Source organism: Bacillus silvicola (genome assembly GCF_050524305.1).
Classification (GTDB): Bacteria; Bacillota; Bacilli; order Bacillales; family Bacillaceae_G; genus Bacillus_A; species Bacillus_A cereus_AT.
In genome coordinates, this window is the sequence record NZ_JBNGVC010000013.1 from 417,501 (window position 1) to 443,499 (window position 25,999).

Genomic DNA, 25,999 nt, shown 5'->3' on the forward strand with positions numbered 1-25,999 from the left:
AAATCAACTTCCGAATTATCCATCGCACTTGATCCTAACCAACTAAAAGATAAAAACGTAACATCACAACAAGTATTAACAGTTTTACAAGGAAAAGAAACTTCCACTCCAGCCGGAGCAATTACCGTTAATAAGGAAGAATACAATCTTCGTGTCATCGGGGACATAAAAAATGTAAATGACATAAAAAACATCACCGTTACACCTCAAGTAAAATTACAAGATGTCGCTCAAATTGAACTAAAACAACATTACGATACAATCTCACACATAAACGGAGAAGAAGGAACAGGATTAGTCATCATGAAAGAGCCGAGTAAAAACGCGGTTGCAATTGGAAAAGAGATTGATAAAAAGATTAAAGATATAAGCAAGGAATATAAAGATCAATATTCTATTAAACTTTTAGCTTCAACTCATGAGCAAGTTGAAAATGCTGTTACTAGTATGGGAAAAGAAGTAATCCTTGGGGCCATTGCCGCAACTCTCATTATCTTAATCTTTTTACGTAGCTTTCGAACAACAATCATCGCTGTCGTCAGTATCCCATTATCTATCCTATTAACACTATTTTTACTCCACCAATCTAACATCACACTTAACATTTTAACTCTAGGTGGCTTAGCAGTTGCAGTTGGACGTCTCGTCGATGATAGTATCGTTGTCATCGAGAATATTTTCCGTCGTTTACAAAAAGAATCTTTCTCTAAAGATATTATTCTCGATGCAACAAAAGAGGTCGCCGTCGCAATTACCTCTTCTACTTTAACAACAGTCGCCGTTTTTTTACCTATTGGTCTCGTATCGGGAGTAATCGGAAAACTAATGTTACCTATGGTGTTAGCAGTTGTGTATTCTATACTTTCTTCCTTAATTGTGGCATTAACAGTCGTTCCACTTATGGCCTTTTTACTGCTCAAAAAAACAAAACGTCGCAATTCACATTCTTCACCGCGATATGTCGCTACATTAAAGTGGGCTCTTTCTCATAAGTTTATCATTCTACTCACTTCTTTTTTATTATTTGCAGGATCAATTGCAGCCTACATACTACTTCCGAAAGCGAACATAAAGTCCGAGGACGATACAATGCTTTCCGTTAATATGACATTTCCAGCTGATTATGATTCTGAAGCTAAAAAACAAAAAGCCTTTGATTTCGAAAAGAAACTCCTCTCTAATTCTGATGTAACAGATGTTATTTTGCGAATGGGATCTAGCGCAGAAGATGCACAATGGGGACAGACAACTCAAAACAATCTTGCAACTATATTTGTAGTCTTTAAAAAAGGATCTGACATCGACCAATATATTAAAGAATTAAAAAAGGAACATACAGCTTTCGAACCAGCTGAACTTGATTATATAAAAACGAGTTACTCTGACTCCGGCGGCGGAAACAACTTACAATTTAACGTAACAGCTACTAACGAAACAAATTTACAAAAGGCCGCTAACATCGTCGAAACAAAACTAAAAAGCATGGATTCTCTTTCCAAAGTAAAAACAAATATAGAAGAATCTAAAAAAGAATGGCAAATTCATATCGATCAAACAAAGGCTGAGCAACTAGGTTTAACACCAGAATTAGCAGCACAACAAGTATCATTCCTTATGAAGAAATCTCCTATTGGGGAAATCTCAATCAATAATGAAAAAACAACTATTATGATAGAACACAAAAAGGCATCCATTAACAAACAAGAAGATATTTTAAACACAAACATACTATCACCTATTAACGGACCAATTCCTTTAAAAGACATTGCAACTATTTCAGAAAAACATCTTCAAACGGAAATCTTCCATAAAGACGGGAAAGAAACGATTCAAATTACTGCAGCAGCTTCAAGTGAAGATTTAAGTAAAGTAAGCACAGAAGTAAACAAAGCGATAGCTGACTTAGATTTACCTAACGGGGCAAAAGTAAATATCGCAGGTGCTACTGAATCTATGCAAGAGAACTTCACTGATTTATTTAAAATTATGGGGATTGCAATCGGGATTGTATATTTAATTATGGTTATTACATTCGGGCAAGCACGCGCTCCTTTTGCAATTTTATTCTCCTTGCCATTAGCTGCTGTCGGAGGCATTTTAGGATTAATTATTTCCAGAACACCAGTTGATGTAAATTCCTTGATTGGCGCATTAATGTTAATCGGAATTGTCGTTACAAATGCTATTGTATTAATAGAAAGAGTCCAACAAAATCGAGAAAACGGTATGGAAACAAGAGAAGCACTATTAGAAGCCGGCTCCACTCGATTACGCCCAATTATTATGACAGCCATAACAACAATCGTCGCTATGCTACCACTTCTATTCGGCCAATCTCAGGCGGGCAGCATGGTATCAAAAAGTCTAGCTGTCGTTGTAATTGGCGGCTTAGCCGTTTCAACCGTTCTTACATTAGTAGTTGTTCCTGTTATGTATGAACTATTAGATAAAATCGGGAGAAAAAGGCGCTCCCGCAGAAAAATAAGTACTTCAACAGAAACACCTGATATTTAAACCAAAAGGCGTTATCTTCATAATTGAAGATAACGCCTTTTGTATTCCTCTACCTATCCATAAAGTGAAACTTTAATCAGTGGGGTTTTGTCCACCCCCCACTGATTATTAGCCCGCACCAATCGGGCGTTTACTGCCAGTTTAGCTCTCGTCTAACCTCTTTGCTCCAGCTGAATTTTGAGGTGGGAGTTTTACCTCCCACAAATAGCGGGATAAATATAATCCATCACTTTTTTACCATACTTCTCTAGTGGTTCTCCAGAATCCACAATAAGATATTCACCATGTAAAGGCCTTTTACTGCCAGACAGACATTTTTTAAATGCTACTTCTGATTCTACTTTTGTAATTTGACTTATCTTACGTTCGCGCGTTTGTAACCTACGATTAATTTCTTCTATATTATTAAGATAACATTCAATATATTTATATGTAGCACCATGTTTCTGACATAAATCTATTCCTTTTTTAACCATCCCTTCGTAGAGACATGGACTATCTAATATCACACTATGCTTTTGCTCCAACAAAAAATCGATCAGTTCCCACTCAATATCATAGGAGATCTTCCCAACCACTGTTGATTCTACACCTTTTTCCTTTAATGATTTTAATAAAGCTGATTTCACGACGTCATGATCTACAATAACAGCACCTGTTAATTTAGCGATATATTTAGAAAGTGTCGATTTCCCAGATCCAGGAAACCCCGACATTTGCAGAAAAAACACTTTCAAATCCCTCCCTATTTTCATCCGAATTTCTATATATCAAGTTACCTATTCGGTCACTCTTCTTCTTTTCCTGCCAACAACAAAATGACCATAAAAAACTCCCTGTTTTATAAACAGAGAGTTTTCATCTTCAACCTATGCCGCTTTTACCTTCTTCGTCGTTTTACTTTTTCTTTTCGTTCCTGTAAAACGTTTGTGTAATATAGACGCTACCAAGCGTGAAATAACATTGAATAGTAATACCATAATAATTAATACAGCTGCAGATTTTGTCGCAATCAACTTCGCATCCGGAATTACTCCTTCAGAATTTAACTTCCAAATGTGAACCGCTAATGTTTCAGCTGGTCTAAATGGATTTAAAGGATGCGAAGGACTTGAGAAGTCTGCTGCTGAATTTAAAATCGGAGATGTTAAACCCGCCGTGTAAATCAATGCTGCCGCTTCCCCGAATATACGACCCGCCGCTAAAATAATACCTGTAATAATTTGCGGTAATGATGACGGGATAATAATACGAGCGATCGTTTGCCACTTCGTTGCACCTAATCCAAGACTTGCCTCTTTTACATTATGAGGAACTTCTGAAATCGCATTTTCACAAACACGTGTTAAACCCGGTAAGTTTAAAATCGTTAAAGCAAGGGCACCACCCATTACTGTGTATCCCCAGCCCGTCATTGTAACGAACACTAACAAACCGAACAAACCAACAACAATAGAAGGTAAAGACGCCATTGTCTCGATACATAAACGAACAAAGTTTAAAAAACGTCCTTGTTTTGCATACTCTGCTAAATATATTCCAGCACCTAATCCAAGAGGAATTGATATAACAAGTGTTATAACAAGCATGTAGAAGGAGTTGAATAACTGCGGACCAATTCCACCACCAGCTCTTGTATTACTTGGTTCTCCGAATAAGAAACTAGGATCCCAAAATCCCCATCCCTTTTGCAGAATTTCAAACACTAAGAACACTAGCAAAGCTACAACTAAAGCCGCAACTGCATAAAAGATACCTGTCCAAACTTTATTTACCGTTCTTGCATTCATTATTATCGCTCACCTCTTTGCCCAATCGCTCGAATTACTAAAATAAACAGGAATGAAATAACAAGTAAAATCATCGCTAAAGTCCATAACGCATTGTTCCAAGCTGTTCCGTTCAATGTATTCGTCATATCCATTGTCAAAATACCCGTTAACGTTGCTGTCGGACTATATATTCCTTCTGGTAATTTAATCGTGTTCCCGATTACCATTTGAACCGCTAATGCTTCACCAAAAGCACGCGCTAAACCTAAAACTATACCTGTTAAAATCCCTTGTTTTGCAGCTGGAACAATCACTCGGCTAATCGCTTGCCATTTCGTTGATCCTAAACCGTAAGAAGCTTCCAAGTAATCAAATGGAACAGAGCGAATTGCATCAGAAGCGATACTAGCAATAGTAGGTAAAATCATAATACTTAGCACAATAATACCTGCAATTAAACTAAAACCTACTCCCCCAAACGAATCACGTAATAGCGGCACTAAAATCGTAACCCCTAATAATCCGTATACAACCGAAGGAATACCAACTAATAATTCTAAAACAGGCTTCAATACTTTATTTCCAAACTTCGGCGAAATTAAATTCATGAATATAGCAAGAGCTATAGCAATTGGCGCACTAATAATAACCGCACCTAACGAAACCACTGTTGAACCTACAATAAAAATCAAAGCCCCAAAGGTTCCTTCGTCAGCATTGGGATTCCATTTTGTCGATGTTAACATCTCAGTAAACGAGATACCACTTTGTGTAAAAGATTGAATACCTTTACCGCAAATAAACGCAATAATAGCTAATGTAATTAAAACAATAAAAATACCACAAAACGTAACAAGCGATCTTCCTATATATTCACTTTTTACGTAATTAATTTGTTTTTTCCCCTTCATCACAGGTCAGACCCCACTTCATAGATTGAAATGAACAGGACTGGCCTTGCAGCCAGCCCCATAAAATTTTATTACTTATTTAATTTAGACATTGGGATGTAACCCATATCTTCTACTTGCTTTTCAAAATCCTTACCTTTTACATAGTCAATGTAAGCTTTCGTTGCTTCTTTTGCCTCACCTTTTGTTACCATGTACTCGTAAGACCAGAATGGATATTTACCAGACGAAATGTTTTCAACTTTCGGTTCAGCACCATCAATTTTCACTGTTTGTAGTGCACCTTTTTTATCGCCAACCATGTAAGACATTGCTAAATAACTTACTGAGCCTGGCGTAGAATTGATTGCTTGCTCTACTGCACCGTTAGAATCTTGTGTTGTACCAGTTCCATCATTAATTTTCGCGTCTTTCATAACTGTCTTTTCAAATGTAGCACGTGTACCAGATGAAGCTGGACGGTTAATTACGTTGATTTTTTCATCTTTCCCGCCTACCTCTTTCCAGTTTGTTACTTTTCCAGTGAAGATATCTTGTACTTGTTGTACTGTTAAGTTATCAACTTTTACATCTTTATTTACGACAAGCGCGAATGCAATACCCGCAACCTTGTTATCTACTAATTCTTTCGCTTTTTCAGCATCTTTTATTTTATCTCCAGACGGAACATCTGAATTACCAATTTGTACTGCACCCGATGCTACTTGGTTAATCCCAGTTCCACTACCGCCACCTTGAACTTGAATAGAAACCTTTGAATTTTTCTCCATGAATTTCTTTCCAGCTTCCTCCGCAAGAGGTAGAAGAGCCGTAGAACCAGCCGCTGCAATCGTACCTGATAATTCTTGTTTTGCATCGCTACCTTTAGCAGCTTCCTTATTATCCGTACTTTCTGTTTTTCCACATCCAACTAATGCACCTGCAACAACTAAAGCCGCTAAAGAAAATTTAATACCCTTTTTCATAACCATGTCTTGTACCCCCATTTGGATTATCACTTTTCGAATTCATCTTCTTTCGAACACAAATTCATTGTAGGACAACAATATTATGTGAGTGTTAAGCAATTTTTAAGTTTAAGTAAATAGGGGTAACATCCCGCAAAAGCTAGACACTCCAACATTTATAGTTGAAAAACCCAACAAAATCCACACTAAACATGCATTATTGTAAATTTAATCTTAACAATGTAAAGCTAATGTAAATAATTTTCTGCATTTTCCCCTTTAGATTAAAACTACATTTACAATCACCCTATATTTTTAAGTTTTTACACCCTTACTTTATTTACATTGAGAAGAATTTCAGTAATTTTTTTCAGTACAACTAAATAAATTGGAACAATTCTAAAAATAATTGAATATTTTTAAAGTACTAATTGACAGCATCATCCAATGTGGTCTACTATATTACTAACAAAAAGTTTACCTTAGGAAACTTTTTAAACTTAAACTAACAATATAGAGATGAGGTAACTTTTATGGTATCGGCTAATACAAAACCACTTTCTGAATTTAAAACAGGAGAGTTTGTACAAATTGAGAAGATACAATTAGAAGGAACTATGAAACGACGTTTATTAGACTTAGGATTTGTCCCTGGGGCAACGATTAAAGTATTACAACGCAGTCCACTTGGAGATCCGGTCGCTTATCAAGTAAGCAACACAACTATTGCACTACGCAAGGAAGAAAGTTCCCTTATTTTCGGGGTATTAATAGGAGATGATTTCAGATGAGCAAACATCGCATTGCTTTAGCTGGCAACCCGAATACCGGGAAAAGTACATTATTTAATACTTTAACAGGCTTAAAACAACATACTGGAAACTGGACGGGAAAAACTGTTTTAAAAGCTGAAGGGGAATATGAACATAACGGAAGTAAATATACATTAATAGATTTACCTGGAACTTACTCACTATATTCAAATTCTGCGGATGAAGAAGTAGCAAGAGATTATATTATATTTGAAAAACCAGAAGTAACTGTAGTTGTTATAGATGCAACTGCTATGGAGAGGAATTTAAATTTAGCACTCCAAGTGATGGAAATGACGAACAACGTAGTCGTTTGCATTAACTTAATTGATGAAGCTGAGAAAAAAGGCATCGTTATTGATGAAAAGAAATTAGCAAAATCGCTCGGTGTACCTGTAGTTAAGATTTCTGCTCGTAACCGAGTAGGTATTGGGCATTTGCTAAATATCATCGCTAAAGTAGCAAATAAAAAATTAATTCCAACACCAATTAAAATTTCTTACAGTGAAAAAATCGAAAATATGATTCAGGAATTAGAACCGCAAATTTATAAAGTGTTCGGTGATACGTATCCAGCACGTTGGATTGCGTTACGTATATTAGATGGAGATAAAAATTTCTTAACTACACTTCAAAAACACCATAATGAACCACTTGTAAGGGAGGTCGTAATTAATGGAATCTCACTCAGCCAGTAAGGATCTTCCTTTAGACTATATCATTCAACATGCACAAGCACTCTCAAAAGAAGATATACGAGATGATATTGTCGGAGATATTTATCGAACATCTGCAAGCATATGTAAAGAGTCTGTTCAATATACAAATACTGATAAATTGTATCGTTCTGAAAAACTAGATAAAATTTTCACATCTCCCATCTGGGGATTCCCAATTATGCTCGGTATTTTATCAATCATTTTTTATCTTACAATCGCAGGCGCTAACGTACCATCTGATATGATCGCTGAGTTCTTCGGATGGGCAGAAGGATATTTAACATCTTGGTTCCAAGCAATGCATGCACCTGAATGGTTACATGGCATTTTAATACTTGGTTTATTCCGCGGTATCGGTGCTGTTATTAGCGTTATGTTACCACCTATGGCAATCTTTTTCCCTATGTTCGCGCTATTAGAAAACTACGGATACTTACCACGTGTCGCATTTAATATGGACCGATTATTTAAAAGATCTGGCGCACACGGTAAACAGTCTTTAACAATGGCAATGGGATTTGGTTGTAATGCAGCTGCCATTATGTCAACACGTATTATTGAATCACCACGTGAACGTATGCTTGCAATCTTAACGAACAACTTCGTTCCTTGTAACGGTCGCTGGCCTATGTTAATTTTAATGGCTTCACTATTTATGGCTGCCGGTTACACAGGTAGTATGCAAACATTTGTTACTGCTGGCGTTGTAGTTGGAATGGTTGTAATTGGTGTTATGATGACATTAACTGTTTCTTGGGTACTATCAAAAACAGCTTTAAAAGGCGTTCCAACCCACTACACTCTTGAGTTACCGCCGTACCGTAAGCCAAAAGTTTGGAATACAATTGTACGTGCAACACTCGATAAATCAATTTATGTTTTAAAACGAGCTATCGTTGTAGCTGCCCCTGCGGCTGCATTAACTTGGTTACTTGCTAATATTTTCATCGGTGACACAAGCTTACTTATGTATTTTGTAAACTTCCTAGATCCGTTCGCTAAAATGTTAGGACTTGATGGATTTATTTTAGCTGCATTCATTCTTGGACTACCAGCGAATGAAATTGTTATCCCGATTTTATTAATGTCTTACTTATCAACCGGAGCTTTAACTGAAATAGATGATTTTAACCAAATTAAAAATTTATTCTTAGAAAATGGTTGGACTTGGTTAACAGCGTTAAATACAATGTTGTTCTCACTCCTTCATTTCCCGTGCGGAACAACACTGGTTAACATATATAAAGAAACAAAAAGTGCAAAATGGACATTCTTATCGTTTGCAATCCCTACCGTTATCGCAATTGTTGTTACATTCCTCTCTACACAATTGGTACATTGGTTAGGACTTTTATAAAAAACAAAGCATACATAGAAGGTATCCCCCTTCACATATGCTTTGCACGAAAGAAACCTGAAAATCATTCAGGTTTCTTTTTTTCTTTCCACGGCTGCGCTCCATACGTTGTAATTTTTTTATGAATAAAATATATAGTCCCCGGAAGAACCGCCATTAATATCGTGCAACTAATTCCTAAGCCAGTAAACAACTTCCATCACCTTATTTCACTCTTTTCGGTAAGGCTGAACCTGAATGCTCAATTGTCGGATGAACATGAACAGTAACCTCCGCATTACTAAAGTAATTTTCACCTTGATCCCAATTCTTATCTATCTTCTTCCATTCTTTATAATTATGCCGCTTATATACTTCCCCTAACTCCAATACATCTACCTTATATTTTTTTTGAACAAGTTTAATCGATTTTTGGATGCGCTTCTCCATTTCCTCCGCGATGTTTTTCTTTAATCGATTTTCGTTCATAATTTGTTTATGATCACTAAAATGCAACTCAGCTAAAGTCCCGTCCAAATATAAATGAATATCAAACTTCGGTTTTGTAGCATTTTTCGTAGCTACTTTAATCTTTCGGTGCATCTTATGAATTTCATATGTAATAAGCTGACTCTTTTTACGTATAGTAAAAAAACCTCCAATTTTTTTACCTATTATATAATTCATTCCTAATGTTTCTTCCCCACCCAAAATACCTACACACTTATTATCCTTCCCGCGAAACAACGCTGCCCCGTTCATTTGTACCCCTTGTTTTGTTAGTTCGAGAATAGGTAATACGAAACTTCGGTTAGCAATCATTTTTTGCTGTACCTCACCAATTCTTGCAGCCTCAATCATTTGGGCATTTTTCGGAGGATGCTCAGCTAGCATATCAATATACTGTGCCGGTAAGTTCTCAGGCTTGGCACTCTGCTTTAAAATAGCTTCTGCATTTTTCTTAGAAACGAACAAACGAATATTTCTTCTCATCTCATGATCGCGAATATATACATCTAACGTATTTTGTAAAACATATGGATTCGCTAGTAAATCTTTAGAAAAAATTATCACTTGTATATGCGGAAAGAATAATGAGCGACTAATTTTTTTGGCAATAATTCGTATTTGCTCAAAGACACTATCTGCTTTCGCACTAACATTAATATAATTTTCACTACCTCCACCGCCTTGGCCACCTTGTTGCGCTAACTTACTGGGAAGTACCATCTGATACGTCCCTTTCATAATTGGATTTGATTTCTTTGCCTTCACAATATCGTAAGCTGCGCCTACTACAAATCCTCTTTCTTCTATTTCTTCTAGCTCAGAGCACCCACTTATAGATCCAACTAAAACCATAACCATAATAATATTAAGAAGGTGTTTCATTTCTACCATTCCTTCTTTTTATTTTATATACAATAAAAACTAACAAAGGCGCTAGCACGACAAACCCCATATCTATCCAAGCTAAATAAGTCCCATAACTTGACAAAGTTTTCAAATTACTAGGGATCATATTCAACATAAAAATAATCGGGGCACTTACAAAAATGAAAATATGTTTCTTCACTTTCGGGAACATAGCACAAAATAATAAAGATGCGACGTCATAATACATTGCTGTAGTGTTATAAATAGTAATAATCCAAGTAGTAAAAAAAATGGCATCAAATCTTTCTAAAAACCCTCCACCAATTTCAATTTCTTTCCCTAATTCAATTGTTGGATACGTCAATCCACGGGTTGTCATATATGTAAAAACGCTAATACAAGTTACATATATTAAAATGTACGAAAGCACATTTACCATCACTGCTTTTGCAACTGCCATTGGGGCTTTTTTTGCTGTCTTATCGTTCAACATCACAGCATAAAACAGAGCTACCTCAAATCCGATAAATGTGAAAATAGAATTTTTAACTCCTACAGCATATTGACTTACATTCGTTTGAAAAGCCGGTAGTAAATTGTTTATTTCCATTAAATTTACATTCAATAAAGAAAGCAACACTATCGCAATGAACACGATAGGTAAGAATAGAACATTTAACCTTACTAAAGCCGCTCTCGATCCTGCTATTCCATAAATAACAACTAATAAGAAGAAGAAAGAGAGTAGCTGTATTGGTGTATCACTAAATAAATATGTTTGTGAAATAATTGCAATCATTCGCGATTCATATGCGGTCAAAGCAGCAAACGTTAATACTAAAATGCTACTAATTGTGTATGCAACAGGCTTCGTCAAATGTGCACTTGTATATTGAACAAAGTTTTGTTTTGGGAATAAAATAGCTACCCTCGTTACAAACCAACCTAAAACCGCACATATCAATCCACCCAAAAGCAAAATAATCCAACCGTCTGAAAATAAAGTTTGATCAGCAATATCTCGAGGCATAGATAATGCACCTATACCGATAATTGTTGACGATACCGCAAAACCAAGTTCCCGAGATCCAATTTCTTCATCCCCATATTCAAATGGCTTCAATTACTCTCGCTCCTTTGGACGTAGTGTAGAGTCTTTCGTTTGTAAATATTCTGGTCTCTCTTTTAACATTGATTTTGGTAGGCGAACCAATTCTTCCTCCCAATCTTTATAAAAAGCAGGAGCAATAGGTGTTGTATACGGTACCCCAACACTCTTTAAATTTGTAATATGGATCGCAAGTGCAATAAGAGCTAAAATAATCCCGTACAATCCAAAAGCAGTCGCGGCTAATACAAAAACGAAAAGTAAAATCCGAAACGTAATCGTAATGCTATATACAGGAAGTGAAAATGTAGCAATTGCGGTAACCGCAATAATAATTACTAAAAACGGATTTACAATCCCCGCATTTACTGCCGCTTCTCCAATTACAAGACCGCCTACGATGCCAATTGTTTGTCCCATCGGTTTCGGAAGCCTAATCCCAGCTTCTCGTATTAATTCCATCGTTAATGCCATCATTAACGTTTCTATATAAGCAGGAAACGGTACCCCTTCTCTCGCTCCCGCAATGGAATAAGCTAGTTTAGATGGAATAAGCCCTTGATGATACGATACAAGCGCTACGTACATGGCAGGTAATAAAACAGCAGCGATACCTGATCCCATACGTAACATTCTTAATAACGTTCCAATTATCCAACGCTCATAATGATCTTCTACAGATTGAAAAATATCAACAAACACTAGTGGAGCTATAAGAGCAAATGGTGACCCATCTACTAAAATGGCCGCTTTCCCTTTCGCCAATGCAGCCACTATATTATCTGGTCTTTCTGTATTTAAAAACTGCGGAAACGGCGATAAATTATTATCCTGAATTAATTGCTCAATCGTTCCTGTCTCAAAAATGACATCTGTCACTATTGATTGAAGACGCCGATCTAGCTCGTTTACGATGTAAGGGTTAATAATATCCTCTATATATACTAGGGTTACTTCTTTCTGCGATCGCTTCCCCATAATATAAGATTGAAACCGTAACTTCGGATCACGTAAACCACGGCGAATTAACATTTTATTCACATTAATATCTTCATTTAGCCCAACCCTCGGTCCACGAATTAAATCTTCTGTCACTGGCGGTTCTAGACTTCTTTTCTCCCAAGCCCTACTGTTAACAACAATAGCGGTTTGAATATTATCAATTAATATGACTGTATCCCCTGCTAAAACCGCATTTATAATATCTGGAAAAGTCGTCTTCATACCGACTTCTGCAATAGAAATAAAACGATCCAATAATGTCTGAACCACAGCTGCTTCATTTGGTATTTCTTCATATTGAAGTGTACGAACTACATATTTATAAACATTATCCTTATCTGTCAATCCACATAAAAAAACAACTGCACAACGTGTAAAACTACCAGCAAGAGCAACTTCTCTAATTGTTAAATCATTAGGTGAACCTAACTCATTTCTAATTTCCTTCATAACTTCAAACAAGTTACCTTTTAGCTCTAACAATTTCCCCACCTAACTTCCTTTTCAACAAGTTTTTAGTTAGATTCCGCTAATAGAAGAAAATATATACAAAAAAGAGCTATCTCTTTTCGAAGATAGCTCTAACACACGAATTACTTTTCTACTATTATATTGCCGGTCTTTACAGATACATTTCTTGTGAATCCACTAACTACAAACATCACAATAATGTTAACTAACAACGCGACTATACCTACATTCAAATCTTTCATATACTGCGGAACACCCGGGAACATCGTAGCTATAGTAGAACCAGATAAGGTGATATATGCGACAATTAACAACCCAATTCCCATCCCCGCAATCGCACCTTGTTTCGTAATAATTTGACGAGGAAACAAACTACATACAAGCGCAGGGAAAAGTTGCGTAACTATATAAGTTGAATTAAAAGGTTACAGCTACTGTTTGTCGAAATATAATAAGTAACATATATTGACAAATGGAGCGGAGCAAAATGACACATGTACACCAAAACGAAAAAGAAAGCCTACTTGTAGCAATGAAAACGACTAAAACGAAACGAATGTATGAACGTTATCAAACGATCTATTTCTATGTACAAGGCTTTTCTATAAAAGAAATAATGAACATGATTGGTCGTTCTGAAAAAACAATCTATAATTATGTGAATGCTTACAAAGAAAAAGGATTGCATGGCTTACTCATGGGACAATCAACAGGAGCACCACGTAAATTAGCCCCTGAACAAGAACAGGAGTTAGTTCAAGTGATTGCATCTCATCTACCCGTTGATGTTGGATTTCCAGCTAAACATAATTGGACTTTATCCATTATCGCTTCTTTCATTAAAAGAGAATGGAACGTAAGTTACACACTTCGCGGGGTGTCTCGACTTTTACATGATTTAGGGCTTAGTTACACAAAACCGACGTATACATTAGCGAAAGCAGACCCGGTGAAACAACAAGAGTTTAGGGAAGTTACCTTCCCCGCCTATAAAAAAAAAACTTTTAAACGAGGAGATTGACCATCTTCTGTTTCAAGATGAGTCCATGATCCGCGATTACCAAGCACTGCAGCATACATGGTTTTTAAAAGGAAAACAACGCAGTATTCCTACTTATGGGAAACACCAAGGTGTTAAACTTATTGGTACACTTAATTATGAAACAGGTGAGTTAGTTTGTGTAGAAGAGGAGCGGTATGATGCCGAAGCATTTCTTCGTTTTCTTCAGCATGTACTTGAACTGTATCCCAACGGGAAAATAGCTCTTATTCTAGATAATGCGCGTATTCATCATGCGAAGCTCATCCAACCACTTTTAAGGAAACACTGTCATCGCTTAGAATTAGTGTTTTTACCTCCCTACAGTCCCGATTTAAATTTAATTGAAGGGGTATGGAAATGGCTCAAATCAGACATCATTCATAATGTTTTTTATTCATCGATTTATGAAATTCAAAAAAATGTACAGGCTTTTATTCAGGAATTAAATCGCACACCTGAAAAAGTGATCGATCGATTATGCATTCGATTGTAATCTTTTAATTCAACTTATATATACTGTATCCCATTAAAAGAAGAGCTCCTATCGTTTCTCCCCCTTTAAATGTAAACAATACTGCAACAAGCGTTACAACAGGTACAAATAACTTAGCTACTTTTGCAACTTGTCTATCTGAAGCAGATGGCACCATTGTTCGGTAAATATTTTTTGCTAACAACGTAGATGCCGCCATAACAAGCATGGAACCTGGAACTAATGCCGTTAACACTCCTGCACTACCAATAATACCAATAAACCATGGATCAAACGTTTGAAGAGCCAGACGGAATAACGAAAGATCTACATCCGCTCCCTTTAACCCTGGAACTTGCAATATAGCAGCAAACCCTGCAAAGAATACGAAAAGCAACACTAAAGAATAAAGAGGCATAATCGCCGCGTTTTTCCTAAATACTTTTTCATTTTTTGCAGAGAAAGCCGAAGCGAATGTATGGGGCCACATATAGAAACCAAGAGCCGTTAATATAATAGTAGAAACAAACCAAGAAATACTCATTCCTTCTTCAGGTAAAGATAAAAAACCTGGTTTCGCTGCTTCTACAGCTTCGAACATCGGCTGAAATCCTCCATAATAATGGTACGGTAAATATATACCTAAAAACATAACGATAAATAGTATCATAATATCCTTCAAAGCAGCTGTCCAAGCCGATCCATGTATGCCTGAAACCATTACATATATAGTTATAACAATAGCACCAATCCATACTGCAATAACTGGTGATACTCTTCCATAAGATGCTTCCGAAACGATGATCCCTAATCCCTTTAGCTGTAAAACGAGATAGGGGATGATAGAAATTACACCAATAATTGAAACAATTATTCCTAGCGTCTTACTGCTATATTTTTTCGCAAAAAAATCGGACTGCGAAACGAGGTTATGTTCTTTTGCATATTTCCAAATGGGAGGCAATAAGAAATACGATAAAATATAAGCTAATGCACCATACCCTAAAATATAAAAAGTAGGAGCTCCTTTACTATACGCCCAGCCACTTCCTCCTAAAAATGTGAATGTCGTATAAATTTCGCCTGCCATAAGGAGAAAAACGAAAATAGTTCCAAACCCTCTTCCTCCAACTGACCATTGCTCTAAATTCATATCTTTTCCACGTTGTGCTCGAATCCCTAAAAATAGTGCTAAAAATAAGAATAAAATAATGATAAGTAATGCTATCATTTCACATCCCCCTTATTAGCAGGATCGAATACGTACACAAGCCCCATACAAAGAGACGTAATGAGCACTGATAATAATACCCAAAATAATAGAAATGGCATCCCAAGTACGTAAGGAGTGACCGAATTTGCAAATACTGGTCCAATCACTAAACAAAGAACTGGAATAAGTGCTAGCACGTGTATTTTCTTCATCTCATTCTCCTTTACTTATAAAATTCATAATGGATGATACAAAGACTTCCATTCCAATTGGTAATGCATCTTCGTCAATTGTAAAGCGAGGATGGTGATGCGGATATATAATTCCCTTCTCTTCATTGCCTGCCCCTATAAAAAAGAACGTCCCTGGTGCCTTTTGTAAAAATGCCGAAAAATCTTCTCCTGCCATCGTTGGTTGTAAACGAACAACTCCTTCTCTTCCATACAGCTGTAATGCCGTATGTTCAATAAGCTCTGTAACTTCATAATCGTTCACAACTGGGCGATATCCATACTCATAAGAAAATGTATACTTAGCACCATAAGATTCTGTAATATGTTTGACAATCCGTTCAAGCTTCTCCTTTGTTTCCTCTCTTAATTCATGCCTTAAACTTCTCACTGTCCCCTCAATCTCCGCTTGTTCCGGGATAACATTATGGGTTGTCCCAGAATGAAATTGCGTAACAGATACTACGAGAGAATCTAACGGGTTCGTGAGGCGAGATACAATTTGCTGGATTTGCGAAACAACTTGTGCACCAATGGCGATACTATCAACTGTTTCGTGCGGAATTCCAGCATGCCCACCTTTTCCCTCTATCGTAATTTTAAAAACGTCCGGTGCCGCCATCGCAGGACCATAAATTACACCTATTTTCCCAACCTCTAATGACGCCCACAGATGAGCACCAATAATGTAATCCACACCTTCCATCACTCCCGCTGCGACCATTTCTTCTGCACCACCCGGAAAGTTTTCTTCTGCATGTTGAAATAAAAAGCGAATCTCTCCTTTAACTTTCTCTCTTTCCTCTACCAACTTATGTACTACACCAAGCAATATTGCCATGTGACCATCGTGACCACACGCATGCATCACACCTGGATATGTAGAAATAAAATCAAATTTATTTTCTTCATGAATAGGAAGAGCATCCATATCAGCACGAACCGCGATGGTTTTACCAGGCTGCTTACCAATTAACCTTGCCATTACACTATATTTAGTAGGTCGCGAAACTTCTAAATACGGGATTTTCCGAAGTATGTCGAATACAAATTGAGATGTTTTTTCCTCTTGAAAAGATAACTCTGGATACTTATGAAAATGCCTTCTCCACTCAATCAACTGATTCTTTGATAAAACAAGTTCCTTTGCGACATCCATTTCTCTTCTCCCCTTCTTCACCAAGTTAAATGTTATTATAGCGTGAATCGTTAACTTTTAAAAGAATCTTCAGAATTTTCTATATTATAAACTTAAAAATAAAAAGCCATCCAAAAGATGACTTTTTCATTATTACAAAATAGTAATTGCTTGTTTTCCCATTTGCTCCCAAGCTTTCTCAAATTCTGCTCGCGGAACAGCCAAACGTGGATTGTTTTTAAGAGGGTCATTTACATATACAAAGTTTTGATCATATCCAATTACTACTGCACTATGTTCATAATATGTAATTTTCACTTCACCTGAGTTCGTATTCCATGTTTCAAAACTACTTTCAGCTAGTGGTTTAAACGTTGTATTAATAATGACCCATACTGGAGAACCAGAACTAATTACTTTATATATATCTTGCATATCTCTACCTGTTAAATTAATTACTTTTTCAGGAACATACTTTTCTGCTAAATTAAAAATCGGTTGATTATATACACCGTATCCCGGCTCAGCTTTCGTATAAATATTTCCAACGAATCCCTCATAAGGATTTCCACGCAAACCATTTTGTTTAAATGGGACGCGATGAATTTCACTAGCAAGTTGCATCTTATCTACTTGTATACCTTTGTATTGTAGCAACATAGCTAAACTTGTCACTTCACATCCACGGGGTAATTCTGGTAATTGTTTAATAAACGGAACTTCTTCAATCATAGCCGCTTCTTTCATTTCAGATAAAAATTCTAAACGGAACACTTGCGCCTTTTGCATAATTTTATCTTTCCCTATAAAAAACGCGGCAGCAAATATAATTCCAAAAACAAAAAGATATTTTAACTTTTTCATTTTAAACAAAACTCCATTAATTATTATTTTACAGACATACCTCTTATCATTGTACATTTCTTCTTACTAGTTTGCTAGAAAGATCCTGTGAATTATTCTTCACACTTCTACCGTTATAAAATTCTAATTATTTTTAATAAAAAGAAAAAACAATATACTTTTTTAGAATTTTTTGCTAAAATGAAAATTATTAACCTGGTGAAGGAATTAAATTTCTTTCACTAGGTTAATAAACATTCTAAGGTATTTAGTCATAGTTATCTTTTACATACTCAGTTCACAACAAAATAAGCCGAGTATGTTTTTCATCCCCCACTAATGATTAAAAGCCCAGAATGAAATCAAGTTAACACATACAAGAAAATATGGGGTGAGGGGCATATGAACCAACAAATAGAACAAACAGATTTAAAACGAACAATGAAAAGTAGACACCTATTCATGATCGCACTTGGTGGAGTCATTGGAACGGGATTATTTATGGGTTCTGGACAAATCGTCCATAATGCAGGACCAGGCGGAGCTATTCTCGCATTTTTAGTCGGTGGTTTCGTTATGTATTTAACGATGTTATGTCTTGGCGAATTATCAGTAGCTATGCCAGAAGCGGGTTCCTTCCAAAGTTACGCAAGCAAATTTATTTCACCTGGTTTTGGATTTGTTGTCGGTTGGATGTATTGGTTAAATTGGGCTGTTACAGTTGGAGTAGAGTTAACGACTGTTAGCATTTTAATGAAACGGTGGTTTCCAGACGTTTCTTCTTGGATTTGGTGTGTTACTTTTGCAGTAGTACTCTTTCTTGTGAACGCTTTATCAGCAAAGGCATATGCAGAAGCTGAATTTTGGTTCGCTAGCGTAAAAGTGGCAACGATCGTTATCTTTATCGTTCTTGGAGGAGCGGTTATGTTTGGTCTCCTCGATTTTAATGGAAAGCCAGCTCCAATGCTTCACAATTTCACTGAAAATGGCGGGCTATTTCCAAACGGTGCATTAGCTGTTCTTCTTACGATGATTACAGTTAATTACTCATTCCAAGGAACAGAGCTTATCGGAATTGCTTCAGGAGAAAGTGAAAATCCTGAAAAAACAATTCCAAAAGCAATCAAAAATACAATTTGGCGTACTCTATTCTTTTTCGTCTTAGCAATTTCAGTTGTTGTCGGCTTACTCCCATGGCAAGAGGCTAATCTAGTTGAAAGTCCATTTGTACTTGTATTTGATGTGGCTGGTATCCCTTATGCAGCGGACATTATGAACTTTGTTATTATTACAGCTGTATTATCCGTAGCTAACTCTGGTCTATACGCAAATTCTCGTATGCTTTGGGCGATGGCAAAACAAGGCATGGCTAGTCCAGCTTTTACGAAGTTAACTAAAAGAGGTGTACCACTAAATGCGTTAATTTTCAGTCTGATTTTCGCGAGCCTTTCTTTATTAACAAGTATATTTGCAGCAGATACTGTCTTTTTAATTTTAACTTCTATTGCAGCAATGGCTGCTGTTGTTGTTTGGATGTCGATTGCAGCTTCACAGTTTTTCTTCCGTAGAAATTTCGTGAAAAACGGCGGCGACATAAATGATTTAAAATACCGTACACCACTTTATCCAATAGTTCCAATCGTAGCTTTCTCACTCAATTTCATTACATTTGTTAGTTTAGCTTTCATTCCAGATCAGAGAATCGCTCTTTATTGTGGGATTCCATTTATGATTATTTGTTACATTTTATACCAAGTAAAATATAAAAAAGCTGTCACATTTGAACAGAAAAAAAATATAACTCAGGGAATAAACTAAATATACAAAATATTCAGCTATCTTTCTTATAATAAGATAGCTTTTTTCTATTTCTTGGATATCTTGGTATAACTTTATTTATCTTAAAATTTCCACAATCATGTTTTTCTCTGGAAAATAGTTTACAATGTTATCAAGTTACAAATGATATTCACCTTAAAAAGTGTGCATTTGTGTCTATTTTTTAACAATATGACAAAAACTATTGCCTTCTATAAATTAATAGGTTTATATTGTTTTATTGGCATAGTTTCAATCCAAGGAGAAAGGAGATTTTCAATCGTGCAACTAAAGAAAACGTTTTGGAAGTTGGCTTCACTTCTTCCGTTATCATTACTTCTGTTCCTCGGTGGCTGTGATAAAAAACTCGCAGTATTAAACCCGCAAGGACCTGTTGCAAAAGCACAGTATGATTTAATTGTTTGGTCATTCTTGCTTATGTCATTAATTATCGCAATTGTATTCATTTTGTTTACAGTCATCTTGATTCGTTATCGTGAAAAACCAGAGAATATGGACTATGAGCCACCTGATCAACACGGTAACACATTATTAGAAATCATTTGGACGATTATTCCTGTTATTATCGTTATCGCATTATCGATTCCAACAGTTAAAGCAACTTATGCTTCGGAAGAGGTTCCGCAAGAGTCCAAACATATTAAACCAGTTGAAATTTATGTTACATCTGCAAACTGGAAATGGTTATTTAGTTACCCGGAGGAAAAAATTGAAACCGTTAACTATTTAAACATCCCAGCTGGTGTACCAATTCAATTTAAGCTTACTTCTGTAGGTCCAATGAATGCTTTCTGGGTACCAGAACTTGGTGGTATGAAGTATACAATGGATGGCATGATCATGGACTTATTTTTACAAGCTGACAAACCAGGTTCTTACCTAGGTCGTAGCTCGAACTTCTCAGGTGAAGGATTTACTCACATGGAATTCGAAGTTGAAGCAAAAACAAAAGAAAAGTATGACAAGTGGGTAAAAGAAGTACAACAAACTGCTCCTAAACTAACAGAAGATAAGTACAACGAAATTGTTAAACCTGGTGTAGTTGGTCGTATGACATTCTCTAGCCACCACTTAAGTTATGTAGATCCAAAATCACTTGAATATTGTGATTACAACTACTACAAAAACAAAAAATAATAGCTATTATTCCAACAGATTGGAGTGAACACAGTGAAGCTTGATGAATTTTTTGTCACAGGTGACCCGATTATTTACGGAGCTGACGCATCTATCGTTCTTGTGACATTAGCGATTCTTTTCGTACTAACAAAGTACAAAAAATGGAGATGGCTTTGGGATGAATGGTTAACAACTGTTGACCATAAAAAAATAGGGGCCATGTATATTATTTCTGCCGTTATAATGTTATTCCGTGGTGGTATGGATGGTTTAATGATCCGTGCCCAGTTAACATTCCCAGATACAACATATTTAAACGCTGAACACTATAACGGAATCTTTACAACACATGGTACAGTAATGATTCTTTTCATGGCAATGCCATTCGTTATGGGATTAATGAACCTTGTAGTACCATTACAAATTGGTGCTCGTGACGTTGCATATCCGTTCTTAAACGCTTTAAGTTTCTGGTTATTCTTTATCGGAGCAATGTTATTCAACATCGCTTTCGTAATCGGTGGTTCTCCAGACGCTGGGTGGACTTCTTACTTCCCAATGGCGGGTACAGAGTTTTCTCCTGGTGTAGGAAATAACTTCTATGCAATCGCCTTACAGATTTCAGGTCTTGGTACGTTAATGACAGGTATTAACTTCCTAGTTACGATCTTAAAAATGCGTACACCTGGTATGAAATTAATGAAAATGCCAATGTTTACTTGGTCAATCTTAATTACAACAATTATCATTATTTTCGCTTTCCCAGTATTAACAGTTGCTCTTGCATTAATGACATTTGACCGTCTATTCGATGCTCACTTCTTTACGATGGCGAGCGGCGGTATGCCAATGTTGTGGGCCAACCTATTCTGGGTATGGGGTCACCCTGAAGTATATATCGTTATTTTACCGGCATTCGGTATTTTCTCTGAAATCATTAGTACATTCTCACGTAAACGTCTATTCGGTTACAGTGCGATGGTATACTCAATGGTTGCAATTTCTTTACTAAGTTTCGTCGTATGGCTTCACCACTTCTTCACGATGGGTGCAGGTCCAGCGGTTAACTCATTCTTCTCGATCTCGACAATGGCGATTTCGATTCCAACCGGGGTTAAGATCTTTAACTGGTTGTTTACACTGTATAAAGGACGTATTCGTTTTACAGTTCCAATGCTTTGGTCATTGGCATTTATTCCAAACTTCGTAGTTGGTGGAGTTACAGGGGTTATGCTTGGAATGGCAGCAGCTGATTATCAATACCATAACAGCTACTTCCTAGTCGCTCACTTCCACTACGTATTAATTGCAGGTACAGTATTCGCTATGCTTGCTGGATTCACATTCTGGTATCCAAAAATGACAGGTCATATGCTAAATGAACGTCTAGGTAAATGGACATTCTGGATCTTTATGAGCGGATTTAACATCTGTTTCTTCCCAATGTACTTCTTAGGATTAGACGGTATGACTCGTCGTATGTATACTTACTCTGAAAGCCTTGGATGGGGTTGGTTGAACCAAATCGCATCTGTCGGCGCAGTAATGATGGGTATCGGATTCGTACTTCTTTGTTACAACGTAATTTGGAGTGCACGTCATGGTGAACGTGACGTTACTGGAGATCCATGGGACGGCCGTACACTTGAATGGGCAACTCAATCTCCTGTACAACATTACAACTTCGCGAAACTTCCTGAAATTAAAGAAGCTGATGCTTTCTGGTACATGAAACAACGCGGAGAAACAGTTATACCAGCTGCAGAAGACATCAAACCAATTCACATGCCAAGTAATTCTGGTGTGCCTATTATTGCGTCTGGATTCTTCGGTCTTGCAGGTTTTGCATTAGTATTTAGCTGGTTCTGGCTTGCAGCAATCGGTGGAGTTGGTATTTTAGCTTGCTTAATCTATCGTTCATTCGATTATGACGATGGTTACTATGTAAGTGTTGATGAAATTAAAGAAACAGAACATATAGCATGAGAGGTGAAATGACATGGCGGCTTTAGATAAAAGCTTACCTTTGGAATATCAATCCGAGCAAAGCAGATTGAATATCCTAGGATTCTGGATTTTTCTTGGGGCTGAAATTATGCTGTTCGCAACACTTTTCGCCTCTTATCTAGTCCTTGCTGGTCGTACGGCAGATGGCCCAACACCAGCGCAACTGTTTGAAGTTAAAACACTTTTAATTCAAACGCTATTACTTTTAACAAGTAGTTTCACATGTGGTATCGCAATTCATGAAATGCGTAAACACAACCAAAAAGCAATGCTTGGATGGTTCATCTTTACATTACTTTTAGGTGCAGGTTTCCTATTCTTCGAGATCGAAGAGTTCATTATGTACGTTGGTGAAGGCGCAACAATTCAAACAAGTGCTTTCTTATCTGGATTCTTCGTTCTTCTTGGAACGCACGGAGCCCACGTAACAGGTGGTATCATTTGGGCAACTTGTGTTATTATCCAAATTTTAAAACGAGGTTTGACACCAGTTACAGCTCGTAAAGTATTCATTATCAGCTTATACTGGCATTTCCTTGATCTTGTTTGGGTCTTTATTTACACACTAGTTTACTTGAACGGGATGGTGGCGTAAATGGCTCAAAATAACAATCAAGCAAACGGGCATGCCCATAGCGGATTCCCATGGTCACACGTTTTCGGATTTATTTTATCGCTTGCACTAACGTTTCTAGCGTTATACGTGGCACTTTACACAAGCCTGCCTCTTTCAACGATATTAACAACTATCATCATAATGGCAGTTGCGCAAGCATTATTACAATTAATTATGTTCATGCACTTAAAAGAAGGAGAAGGAAGAATTCAAGTTCTTACAATGATATACAGTTTCTTCGTTGCAGCAGCAACAGTTGGTCTTACTGTATGGATTTTCTTCTCAATGTAATTTGCATGAAAAAGACTGCTGAGAAATCTCAGCAGTCTTTTTTTATCCCGCATTAACGAGCAGTAAGACCCCCACCTCAAAATTCAGCGGAAGCAACGAAGTTAGGTGGGGGATCAACTGCCCGTAAAAACCCGATTGGTGAAGGCTAATAATCAGTTGGGATGAACAAAACCCCCACTGATTAAAGTTTCACTTTATCCCCTCCCCTATTACATCCACATTTCGGAATTAACAACATAATCATGAAAAATATACTTATTATGACAAATGTTAAGAAAACTCTTTCTTTATGAAATCGAACCCATATGCGTTGATTTTCTACCTATTATATGGCTAAATAGGTACTATATTTATTTGAAGGGAGAGAACGCAGTGGAACATCATTCTTCTGTTCTATCACTTATGGTTGTCGTCGCAATCGCGTTTTTCGTTCCCCTTTTGTTACAACGCTTTAAATTAAAAGCACTTCCTGTCGTTGTTGCAGAAATTATCGCAGGAATCTTTGTAGGTAAAAGTGGATTTAACATCATTGAGCCAGATATGTGGCTTCAAGTCTTATCAACACTAGGTTTTATCTTCCTAATGTTTTTAAGTGGTTTAGAAATTGACTTTTCTATCTTTAAACAAAAAGGGAAAAAGAATACGACAAACGAACCAAACACATTCCAAGCAGCAAGCATTATCTTCTTATTTATTTTCATCTTATCTTATGCCCTATCATTAATATTCGTATGGCTAGGATTTGTAGACAATGCAATGTTCATGACTTTAATTATTTCAACTATTTCTTTAGGTGTTGTCGTACCAACATTAAAAGAGAATAACTTAGGAAAGACTGCAATCGGGCAAATCATTTTATTAGTCGCTGTTATCGCAGACTTAGTTACAATGATTTTACTCGCTGTATTCGTCGGATTAAATTCCGAAAGTGGCCAAAGCATGTGGCTTCTACTTCTTCTATTCGGCGCTGGTATTGTAATTTACTTTGTCGCAAGACGCTTTAAAAATATTCCATACCTAGAAAGCTTAAAAGCCGGTAGTGTACAAATTGATACACGAGCTGTTTTCGCACTCATCTTAATATTAGTTGGATTGTCTGAATCTGTTGGGGCAGAAAACATTTTGGGAGCCTTTTTAGCAGGTGTACTCGTATCTTTATTATCACCAAATGAAGATATGGTTGAAAAACTTGATTCCATCGGATATGGTTTCTTCATCCCTATTTTCTTCGTAATGGTTGGTGTAAATCTAGAAGTATGGTCTATTTTTAAAGAGCCTTCTAGCATGCTAATGATCCCAATTCTAATCGTGGGACTCTTTATTTCAAAACTGTTACCGTCACTCGTCTTACGAAAATGGTACCCACGCAATATCGTACTCGGAAGTGCTATTTTGTTAACATCAACACTTTCTTTAGTTATTGCGGCTGCACAAATCGGTGAAAAGCTAGGCATCATTAGCCCAAGTTTATCAGCATCCCTTATTTTAAGCGCAGTTATTACTTGTATTTTTGCACCTATATTATTTAAAAAAATGTTCCCAAAAGTAGAAACACCAAAACCAAAAGTTTCTATTATTGGTGCGAGCAGAATTACCCTTCCGTTATCACTTGATTTAAAACGAGAAGATTATGACGTAACACTATATATGATGCGCCAAAATAAAATAAATGATGAGGAAGCAAAATCACATGACTTCCCTATCGTGAAATTAGATGACATCACAATCGCATCATTAGCTAAACAAACAGCATTTAATGCAGACCGTGTTGTTGTTGCAACAAGTGATGATAAACAAAACTTATTATTAGCAGAACACGCAAAAGAACTAGGTGTTGAACATGTTATTGCAAGTGTAGAAGATCCGCTTCTACAAGAGAAAGCAACACAAGAACATATCGCCGTATTCTCAACAATTAACTCTACACGAATTCTATTACGTGCACTTATTGATAAACCAAGTCTTGTTCGCTTAATTACAACAGCAAATGAAACAGTTCGTGAAGTCGAACTACGCAGCAATAAATATAATGGTGTTGCACTACGCCGCCTTCCGTTTTTAGGCGACGTACTCGTCATCCAAATTTACCGTGGTAATAAAGCATTAATACCGCATGGTGATACGAGACTACAACACGGTGATACATTGCTTGTCACAGGTTCAAAAGAACATATCGATACACTGAAAAGCATATTAGAATAGAAAAATGCCCCTCACATA

General features: G+C 36.7%; 21 protein-coding genes and 3 pseudogenes (1 of these 24 running past the window's edge). 11 read left to right on the forward strand and 13 right to left on the reverse strand.

Annotation, left to right across the window (positions count from 1 at the left end):
• Positions 1–2,514 carry the 3' portion of an efflux RND transporter permease subunit gene (locus ACP6L7_RS24390; RefSeq protein ID WP_097832915.1) on the forward strand. Its footprint begins 531 nt before the window's first position, so only the last 2,514 of its 3,045 coding nucleotides appear in the window; its start codon lies off the left edge, out of view; it ends in the stop codon at positions 2,512–2,514.
• 191 nt (positions 2,515–2,705) lie between these two features.
• Here ACP6L7_RS24390 and ACP6L7_RS24395 read toward each other — a convergent pair whose 3' ends face one another.
• From ACP6L7_RS24395 to ACP6L7_RS24410, 4 genes are all read right to left on the reverse strand, one after another.
• A complete protein-coding gene (locus ACP6L7_RS24395) occupies positions 2,706–3,245 on the reverse strand; it encodes a P-loop nucleotide/nucleoside kinase family protein (RefSeq protein ID WP_097832914.1) in 540 nt (179 codons plus the stop codon).
• Between the two features lie 138 nt (positions 3,246–3,383).
• Entirely contained in the window at positions 3,384–4,304 is a 921-nt protein-coding gene (gene pstA, locus ACP6L7_RS24400; protein ID WP_097832913.1) for a phosphate ABC transporter permease PstA, read from the reverse strand.
• A gap of 2 nt (positions 4,305–4,306) precedes the next feature.
• The gene (pstC, locus tag ACP6L7_RS24405; RefSeq protein ID WP_141533286.1) at positions 4,307–5,197 is read right to left on the reverse strand and encodes a phosphate ABC transporter permease subunit PstC; all 891 of its coding nucleotides are present in this window, start codon (positions 5,195–5,197) and stop codon (positions 4,307–4,309) included.
• A gap of 71 nt (positions 5,198–5,268) precedes the next feature.
• On the reverse strand, positions 5,269–6,168 hold the full coding sequence (locus ACP6L7_RS24410; RefSeq protein ID WP_141533285.1) for a phosphate ABC transporter substrate-binding protein PstS family protein: 900 nt from the start codon (positions 6,166–6,168) through the stop codon (positions 5,269–5,271).
• 509 nt (positions 6,169–6,677) lie between these two features.
• Between ACP6L7_RS24410 and ACP6L7_RS24415 the strand changes: the two genes are divergently transcribed.
• From ACP6L7_RS24415 to ACP6L7_RS24425, 3 genes are read left to right on the forward strand one after another with little or no spacing between them, the layout of a single operon-like run.
• Positions 6,678–6,935, forward strand: coding sequence for a FeoA family protein (locus ACP6L7_RS24415; RefSeq protein WP_097832910.1), 258 nt, complete (start codon positions 6,678–6,680; stop codon positions 6,933–6,935).
• Entirely contained in the window at positions 6,932–7,654 is a 723-nt protein-coding gene (locus ACP6L7_RS24420) for a FeoB small GTPase domain-containing protein (RefSeq protein WP_097832909.1), read from the forward strand. Before ACP6L7_RS24415 ends, ACP6L7_RS24420 begins: the two co-directional genes overlap by 4 nt.
• Complete coding sequence (locus ACP6L7_RS24425) at positions 7,632–9,032, forward strand: nucleoside recognition domain-containing protein (protein WP_097832908.1); 1,401 nt, start codon at positions 7,632–7,634, stop codon at positions 9,030–9,032. Before ACP6L7_RS24420 ends, ACP6L7_RS24425 begins: the two co-directional genes overlap by 23 nt.
• 64 nt (positions 9,033–9,096) lie before the next feature.
• Here ACP6L7_RS24425 and ACP6L7_RS24430 read toward each other — a convergent pair whose 3' ends face one another.
• The 5 genes and pseudogenes from ACP6L7_RS24430 to ACP6L7_RS24450 form a co-directional block, all read right to left on the reverse strand.
• Positions 9,097–9,225, reverse strand: a complete 129-nt coding sequence (locus tag ACP6L7_RS24430) for a hypothetical protein (RefSeq protein WP_097832907.1) — start codon at positions 9,223–9,225, stop codon at positions 9,097–9,099.
• An 11-nt stretch (positions 9,226–9,236) separates the two neighbouring features.
• Positions 9,237–10,403, reverse strand: coding sequence for a Ger(x)C family spore germination protein (locus tag ACP6L7_RS24435; protein ID WP_141533284.1), 1,167 nt, complete (start codon positions 10,401–10,403; stop codon positions 9,237–9,239).
• Positions 10,387–11,511: a spore germination protein GerLB gene (gene gerLB / locus ACP6L7_RS24440; protein ID WP_097832905.1), complete on the reverse strand. Its 1,125-nt coding sequence runs from the start codon at positions 11,509–11,511 to the stop codon at positions 10,387–10,389. The genes ACP6L7_RS24435 and gerLB overlap by 17 nt, the downstream gene beginning before the upstream one ends.
• Complete coding sequence (gerLA, locus tag ACP6L7_RS24445) at positions 11,512–12,990, reverse strand: spore germination protein GerLA (protein ID WP_141533283.1); 1,479 nt, start codon at positions 12,988–12,990, stop codon at positions 11,512–11,514.
• A gap of 101 nt (positions 12,991–13,091) precedes the next feature.
• Positions 13,092–13,376 (reverse strand): annotated as a pseudogene (locus ACP6L7_RS24450) (sodium:solute symporter family protein); the annotation flags it as partial.
• 80 nt (positions 13,377–13,456) lie between these two features.
• Here ACP6L7_RS24450 and ACP6L7_RS24455 point away from each other — a divergent pair.
• Positions 13,457–14,504: pseudogene (locus tag ACP6L7_RS24455) on the forward strand (IS630 family transposase).
• A gap of 19 nt (positions 14,505–14,523) precedes the next feature.
• Here ACP6L7_RS24455 and ACP6L7_RS24460 read toward each other — a convergent pair.
• The 4 genes and pseudogenes from ACP6L7_RS24460 to ACP6L7_RS24475 all read right to left on the reverse strand — a co-directional run.
• Positions 14,524–15,714, reverse strand: a pseudogene (locus ACP6L7_RS24460) (sodium:solute symporter family protein); the annotation flags it as partial.
• On the reverse strand, positions 15,711–15,908 hold the full coding sequence (locus ACP6L7_RS24465) for a DUF3311 domain-containing protein (RefSeq protein ID WP_000719864.1): 198 nt from the start codon (positions 15,906–15,908) through the stop codon (positions 15,711–15,713). The pseudogene ACP6L7_RS24460 and the gene ACP6L7_RS24465, both read right to left, overlap by 4 nt.
• A 1-nt stretch (position 15,909) precedes the next feature.
• A complete protein-coding gene (locus ACP6L7_RS24470) occupies positions 15,910–17,085 on the reverse strand; it encodes an amidohydrolase (protein WP_097811276.1) in 1,176 nt (391 codons plus the stop codon).
• 132 nt (positions 17,086–17,217) lie between these two features.
• Positions 17,218–17,928, reverse strand: coding sequence for a C39 family peptidase (locus tag ACP6L7_RS24475; RefSeq protein WP_097832903.1), 711 nt, complete (start codon positions 17,926–17,928; stop codon positions 17,218–17,220).
• 381 nt (positions 17,929–18,309) lie between these two features.
• Between ACP6L7_RS24475 and ACP6L7_RS24480 the strand changes: the two genes are divergently transcribed.
• From ACP6L7_RS24480 to ACP6L7_RS24505, 6 genes are all read left to right on the forward strand, one after another.
• Positions 18,310–19,725 (forward strand): amino acid permease, encoded by a 1,416-nt coding sequence (locus tag ACP6L7_RS24480; protein WP_098361648.1) that lies wholly within the window; start codon positions 18,310–18,312, stop codon positions 19,723–19,725.
• 282 nt (positions 19,726–20,007) lie between these two features.
• Entirely contained in the window at positions 20,008–20,883 is an 876-nt protein-coding gene (locus ACP6L7_RS24485) for a cytochrome aa3 quinol oxidase subunit II (protein WP_071772228.1), read from the forward strand.
• A 33-nt stretch (positions 20,884–20,916) separates the two neighbouring features.
• Positions 20,917–22,851, forward strand: coding sequence for a cytochrome aa3 quinol oxidase subunit I (gene qoxB / locus ACP6L7_RS24490; RefSeq protein WP_141533282.1), 1,935 nt, complete (start codon positions 20,917–20,919; stop codon positions 22,849–22,851).
• 13 nt (positions 22,852–22,864) lie between these two features.
• Positions 22,865–23,467, forward strand: a complete 603-nt coding sequence (gene qoxC / locus ACP6L7_RS24495) for a cytochrome aa3 quinol oxidase subunit III (protein ID WP_002174913.1) — start codon at positions 22,865–22,867, stop codon at positions 23,465–23,467.
• Positions 23,468–23,779 carry a cytochrome aa3 quinol oxidase subunit IV gene (gene qoxD / locus ACP6L7_RS24500; protein ID WP_071743723.1) on the forward strand — a complete coding sequence of 104 codons (312 nt, stop codon included), beginning with the start codon at positions 23,468–23,470 and terminating at the stop codon, positions 23,777–23,779. It begins immediately after the preceding gene.
• 372 nt (positions 23,780–24,151) lie between these two features.
• Entirely contained in the window at positions 24,152–25,981 is a 1,830-nt protein-coding gene (locus tag ACP6L7_RS24505; RefSeq protein WP_097832900.1) for a monovalent cation:proton antiporter family protein, read from the forward strand.
• The last annotated feature ends 18 nt before the right edge of the window (positions 25,982–25,999 follow it).